Source organism: Mesorhizobium sp. ESP7-2 (genome assembly GCF_020164715.1).
Lineage (GTDB): Bacteria > Pseudomonadota > Alphaproteobacteria > Rhizobiales > Rhizobiaceae > Mesorhizobium.
In genome coordinates this window covers 1-5,709 of the sequence record NZ_JAIUGQ010000088.1, presented here as the reverse complement: position 1 = coordinate 5,709, position 5,709 = coordinate 1, and the positions used below count along the sequence as shown (strand labels likewise).

The window sequence follows — 5,709 nt, the reverse complement described above, 5'->3', positions numbered from 1 at the left end:
CCGCATCACACCGACAGAATGCTCACACTACTTCGAAAACTCCGGATATGACCGAAACTAATCTCATCCCGCTCTAGCCGCGCGGCGCGTCGTCTTCGCCCTCGACCATCAGCTTTCCGATCAATTCGCGAACCCAGCGCTGCCCGGCATGGCCGTGACAACGCTCGTGCCAGATCAAGCCGATATCGAACCGCTCGCTCAGCCAGGGCAGATCGATGATCGTCAGCCTTTCCGATTGGGCACGAAACAGCCGCCTGGGTACGAGCGCGACAAGATCGCTGCTGGAAACAATTTCGGGAATGAACAAGAACGAGCCCGCTGACATGACGACATTGCGCCGATAACCGAGAACCCCCAAGGCGTCGTCAACTGGTGTCTCGAAATTGCCGCCTCGCCGTGAGACGATGATATGTTCCAGCCTGACATAGTTCTCGATCGTCAGACCAGGCTTCAGATCCGGGTGGCTTTGCCTGCCGATGAGGACATATGTTTCCTCGTAAAGATGACATGCACGTAGATGCGGCATCGCGGGATCGGGTGTGGCGATCACCAAATCGATATCGCCGTTCGCCAACTGCTGTTCCATGAGGGCGGGGGACAGGTGCCAAACCGCCACGCGCACGCCTGGTGCTATCCGCCGGAGCGCTAAGACGAGCGGCATCACAACGGCTGCCTGGACATAATCCGAGCAAGCGATCGACACAGCGAGTTGCGCCGTTTCGGGATCGAAGTCCCTGTGGGATTGCAGTGTCGAGCGCACCCGATCCAACGCCTCGCGCAATTGCGGGGCAAGTTCTGTTGCCTTGGCGGTCGGGGTCATTCCGCGCTGGGCGGGAAGAAGCAAGGGATCGTCGAACAAATCCCGCAGCCGCGCGAGTTGCGCACTGACTGCCGGCTGGCTGAGATGCAGCTTCGCCGCCGCCTTGGTGACGTTCCGTTCGGCGAGCAGCACTTCGAGCGTTGCCAGAAGGTTGAGATCGATGCGGCTGGTATCTACCACCTTTATTCCCGAACAAAATATAATCGATTTCAAATATGGCCGGAAAGCCTCCATCTTGCAAGCATCGAGCGCTGAAGCGCACCCCCCACTCCACGATAGAGACAGAGAAGCATGATGATGAAGAATATCCTGATTGTATCTGCGCACCCCGAACCAACCTCGCTCACCCGGCAGTTGGTCGATGTTACTGTCGAGTCGCTTGGCGCCGCCGGACACGAGATCGTGCAATCCGAACTTTACGGCATGAAGTGGAAAGCAGTGTTCGACGCCGACGACTTTCCCGTCCGCACCAATCCCGACCGGCTGTCGTTCATCATGGAATCCGGCCATGCCTATGCGACCGGCAACCAGACGCCGGATGTTGTCGCCGAACAGGCCAAACTCCTTGCCGCGGACGCGGTCATCCTGCAGTTCCCGCTGTGGTGGTACAGCGTGCCCGCGATCCTGAAGGGCTGGATCGAACGCGTCTATGCCTTTGGTTTCGCTTATGGCTACCAGAACGGCACCAACGAGTTTCGCTTCGGGAACGGCATCCTGAAGGGCAAGCGCGCGCTGGTAAATGTTCAGGCCGGTGGACCTGTGGTGGACTATGGCCCGCGCGGGATCAACGCGCCGATTGAGCAGCTGCTCTTTCCGCTGACCCACGGCGCGCTCTTCTATCCGGGCATGGATGTGCTGCCCACGCACGCTGTCTACAGCGCCGGCCATGTCTCCACCGCCGAAGAGGTCGAGGCGATCAAGGCGGGCTGGCGCGCGCGACTCGCCGGGCTGTTCACGGACGCGCCAATCCCGTTCCGTGCGCAGAACGGAGGCGATTTCCCCGATCGCCACACCATGGCGGATGACGTCGCGCCGGGCCAGACCGGCATCGTCGCGCATGTCGAAAGGGTGGTCGAGACGGTTGACGCGTGAGGCACGACGATCATGAAGCCTTCGCTGGTCGCGCTGGCCGCGGGAGCATTTGCCATTGGCACGACTGAGTTCGTGATCATCGGCCTGGTTCCCGGGATCGCGCGCGATCTCGGGATAACGCTCCCGGCGGGCGGCTGGTCTGCTCGTTTCCGGCTATGCCCTCGCCGTGACGGCCGGTGCCCCCACGGTCACGGCGTTAGTCGGGCATCTGCCGCGCCGGCCGCTAGCGGTTGGATTGATGCTGCTGTTCGCGCTCGGCAATCTCTTGAGCGGCTTCGCGTCCGGCTATGGCGCGATGCTGGCGGGACGCATCATCGTCCCGCTGGGCCTTCCCAATCGGGAAAGCCCTCGCACTGGTATCTCAGTATTGTGGTTTCGACCGTGTAGGCCAGAACAGGAAGGCGGCGGTGAGAGCTGCGGTGATAGCGAAATGGCACGTACTGGCTTCCGGCGACCAGCGGCTCGTCCACAGGCTGCGGTCAAAGGCTATGCGTCGCCAGCGCCACGCACCGCGCTTCGGAAACGGAGATCAGAAGGTTCGACTTCAACCTCGGCGACGTACCGAGCAGTATGCCGAGTAGTCTTCGGCTCTCAGAACATCGATCGACAATATCGGATTCGTGGACACCCTCTTCCTGGAACCGCATCCCAGCTTAAGCGGAGAACATCATGATTTCACCCTACACAATAAACGTCCCTGACGAACGGCTCGCCACGATCAGAGCCAAGGTCGAGGCTTATGACTGGAGCCAGCTGCCGGATGCGGGAGGCTGGTCGGCGGGGGTCGGGGTTGATGTCCTCAAGCGACTCGCCGCTTATTGGCGGGACAGCTATGACTGGCGTGCGGTCGAACGGCGCCTCAACGCGCTGCCCAACTTCACGGCCGACGTGGAAGGCGAGCACCTCCACTTCGTTCATGTGAAAGGCGACGGCTCCAAGCCGCCCGTCCTGCTTCTCCACGGCTGGCCGGGCTCGTATCTCGAGTTCGAGCGGCTGTTGGAGCCGCTCGCAGCGGACGGGCACGATGTTGTCGTCCCCTCGCTTCCTGGCTTCGCGTTCTCCAACCCGATCACGCGCCCGATCGGCCCGCGGCGGGCTGCTGCGCTCGTGCATGGGCTGATGATTCAACTGTTCGGCGACGCGCGGTATTTCATTCAAGGGGGCGATTGGGGCCACGGCATCGCGGCCTGGGCAGCGCATGATCGCCCGGACGCTCTGCTCGGCATCCATATTAACATGATGACCGTGCGTGCGGAGGACGCCGCTCCGACGACCGGCGAGGAGAAGTCCTTCGCCGCCAAGCGGGCCGCGATTGCCGATCAGGAGAGCGCCTACTTTCACGAGCAGGAAACCCGTCCGCAGACGCTCGGCATCGCGATGGCCGACAGCCCGGTCGGAGCGGCGGGCTGGATACTCGAAAAATTCGGCAAGTGGGCCGATCTTCCGACAACCGCCAATGGCGACCCCGACATCTGGAGCAAGTTTTCCGAGGAGGAACTCCTCACCAACATCATGCTCTACATCGCGCCGGCATCGTTCGTGACTGCAACCTGGATCTACTACGGCAGCCGGCTTGAGAAGTCGCTAATGCTTCCGGCCGGCACCCGCATCCAGGTGCCGACCGGCGTCGCGGCCTTCCCCGATCCGGTGTTCTTGCCGCCGCCGCGCTCGTTCGCGGAGAAGACCTACAACATCGTGCATTGGACCGACATGCCGCGGGGCGGCCATTTCGCCGCGCTGGAAGAGCCGGAACTGATGCTGGCCGACCTGCGCGCCTTTATCGCGACGGTGTCGGGAGCGCGCTCCTGAAGGTGGAGATATCTCCGAACCAAATTCATCGTAACCGAGGCTTTACGACGGGCGAACAAGCGAGGTAGGCGTCGATCACGTCGCCGGCTCCTGCTGGTGCGAAGACGGCGTGACCCCAAAACCGGATGCTGGGGCGCCCCAACGGTGATCGCAGCTGCAATGACGAACGTTTCGATAGGAGTAGAAAAATTGCGTTTCATTGATGCCGTGACGGGCGATGCCGCTGCAATAGTGTCAGTCGTGAACGGGGCATACAGGGCCAATGGCGCAGTTGAGGGATGGACCAACGAGCGTGGGTTGCTTGATGGACCGCGCATCGGCGAGGAGGGCGTTCGTGCGCTCATCGCGCGGGGACGCATTCTTCTGCTGCGCCGGTTGACGGAGGGCGCGATCTCCGGCTGCATCAACATCGCGATAGACGACGATGGCGCGTGGCATACGTCGATGCTCGCCGTGGCTCCGGACGAGCAGACCGCGGGCATCGGAAAGTTGATCAAGCAGGAGGTCGAGCGACAGGCTGCGGCGGCTGGGGCGCCACGGATGCGAATGGAGGTGATCCGGCAGCGTGAGGCATTGATCGCTTGGCATCGCCGGCGTGGATACGAGCTGACGGGCGAAACTCTAGCATTCCCCTACGACGACCCTTCGGTCGGTCATCCGCTGCGCCCCGATCTGGAACTTGTTGTTATGGAAAAGCAGTTGAACTCCACCGTTGGCTGAGTGTCAGCCACATTCATGCGCGTGCCGGCTTGTCGCAAACATCAGATCAAATCTCTATTCCCGAAGCTCGGGCGGTCGCAGAGCACCTACAATCCTTCCCGTTTCACCATCCTTTTCGGGAGGGCGGGCCGCGCTTCGCGATGTCGTCTGCCACCTCAGGTCCGCCGTCCTTCTGCGGCGGTCGCTACAGCCGCTTGAAACTCTGCGGGTGTAGGAGTGCGATGAAACGCCTGAGCGCTAGCCGGCAAAGCGATCCAAGGCTGTTTGCGAGAAGTCCAGATATGCACGTAGGGTTCGATCTCCCTACTCCGGACGAGCGTCCCCGCACGAAGTATCAGCATTCCGGGAACGGCCGAGTTCCGATTGGCAAGGCGGGTCATGCAAGCCTCACACCCGATATGCTCTGAGGCGGCCCGTTCCGCGCCGTTCAAAGCGAAGGTCGTGGCCGCGCCTTGGAAGCAGATAGGTGACTCAGGTAGCATGGCGTGCAGCGCGAAGGCACTTCCACTCCACGTCTGACAATCTTCGCAGTGGCAGGCGTAACTCGCCGGCAAATCCTCCAACGCTATTTGATACGTCACCGCTCCACAGCGGCATCGCCCTCGAAGCATCTCGTTCTCCATCAAAAGACGTCCTGAAACTGTGCTGCGGGCCGGTGACGAGCTTAGATCAGCGATCAAAAAGAGGCTGCATTGGCGTGACCCGCCGCGGCGGCGATTATCTGCTGGCGTTCAACAAGGATGCGATAATCGCGGCCGACATCCTCGGGCTGGTGGTGACGCGGGCACCAGAGGATGATGCCGATATGGTTGGCATACCCATCCGCGCACGAGCCGAGCTTCGAGGCTCTGAGCGCCGCCGGCCATAAACCGCACCTGATTGCTAAGCCCGAGGCGCTCGACGAGGTCTGGCTGCGCACCCATGCGGACTTCAAGGGGATAGTCGACGGCAGGCGGTCGTTGATGGTGTTTCGCGGTGACGGCCCGACGCTCGTTCCGCTCGACGATCTCACGCCGGCCGAGATCGCGCGGCTATATCCCAGGAACGAACGGTGAAGAGCCCCGGCACCCGGCACGCCGGCATTTGTCGGCGGGCGGGGTAGGGGGTGCTTGTGAGGCCCCTGGTCCCAGCGGACGTTCGGCTTTTCACCATGTTCTCCGCTGCAGTACCATCCAAACCAGGTGCTGGTGGACTAGAGCGGGATGAGATTTATAAGAGTCGTGGGATTCCCAAATCATCGCAGTTCTGATTCAACATGCATGCTGGGA

6 protein-coding genes are annotated in these 5,709 nt (G+C 61.6%); 4 read left to right on the top strand and 2 right to left on the bottom strand.

The window, feature by feature from the left end; translation table 11 throughout:
* Nucleotides 1-73: 73 nt before the first annotated feature.
* On the bottom strand, nucleotides 74-1,228 hold the full coding sequence (locus LB543_RS33595) for a LysR family transcriptional regulator (RefSeq protein WP_224617334.1): 1,155 nt from the start codon (nucleotides 1,226-1,228) through the stop codon (nucleotides 74-76).
* Here LB543_RS33595 and LB543_RS33590 point away from each other — a divergent pair.
* The 3 genes from LB543_RS33590 (at nucleotide 1,112) to LB543_RS33580 (ending at nucleotide 4,441) form a co-directional block, all read left to right on the top strand.
* Complete coding sequence (locus LB543_RS33590; protein WP_318013041.1) at nucleotides 1,112-1,912, top strand: NAD(P)H-dependent oxidoreductase; 801 nt, start codon at nucleotides 1,112-1,114, stop codon at nucleotides 1,910-1,912. The two genes, LB543_RS33595 and LB543_RS33590, sit on opposite strands and share 117 nt — an antisense overlap.
* A 669-nt stretch (nucleotides 1,913-2,581) precedes the next feature.
* Nucleotides 2,582-3,721 carry an epoxide hydrolase family protein gene (locus LB543_RS33585; protein ID WP_224617332.1) on the top strand — a complete coding sequence of 380 codons (1,140 nt, stop codon included), beginning with the start codon at nucleotides 2,582-2,584 and terminating at the stop codon, nucleotides 3,719-3,721.
* Between the two features lie 189 nt (nucleotides 3,722-3,910).
* Nucleotides 3,911-4,441, top strand: a complete 531-nt coding sequence (locus LB543_RS33580) for a GNAT family N-acetyltransferase (protein WP_224617331.1) — start codon at nucleotides 3,911-3,913, stop codon at nucleotides 4,439-4,441.
* A 155-nt stretch (nucleotides 4,442-4,596) separates the two neighbouring features.
* Here LB543_RS33580 and LB543_RS34275 read toward each other — a convergent pair whose 3' ends face one another.
* A complete protein-coding gene (locus tag LB543_RS34275) occupies nucleotides 4,597-5,052 on the bottom strand; it encodes a GFA family protein (RefSeq protein WP_224617335.1) in 456 nt (151 codons plus the stop codon).
* A 198-nt stretch (nucleotides 5,053-5,250) separates the two neighbouring features.
* On the opposite strand from LB543_RS34275, the gene LB543_RS33570 reads away from it, so the two are divergent.
* The gene (locus LB543_RS33570) at nucleotides 5,251-5,496 is read left to right on the top strand and encodes a hypothetical protein (RefSeq protein WP_224617330.1); all 246 of its coding nucleotides are present in this window, start codon (nucleotides 5,251-5,253) and stop codon (nucleotides 5,494-5,496) included.
* Nucleotides 5,497-5,709 lie beyond the last annotated feature (213 nt).

Excerpts from the sequence above, each read along its gene's own strand:
- LB543_RS33590 (WP_318013041.1), top strand. The coding sequence starts at position 1,112 with ATGATGATGAAGAATATCCTGATTGTATCTGCGCACCCCGAACCAACC.
- LB543_RS33585 (WP_224617332.1), top strand. The coding sequence starts at position 2,582 with ATGATTTCACCCTACACAATAAACGTCCCTGACGAACGGCTCGCCACG.
- LB543_RS34275 (WP_224617335.1), bottom strand. The coding sequence starts at position 5,052 with ATGCTTCGAGGGCGATGCCGCTGTGGAGCGGTGACGTATCAAATAGCG.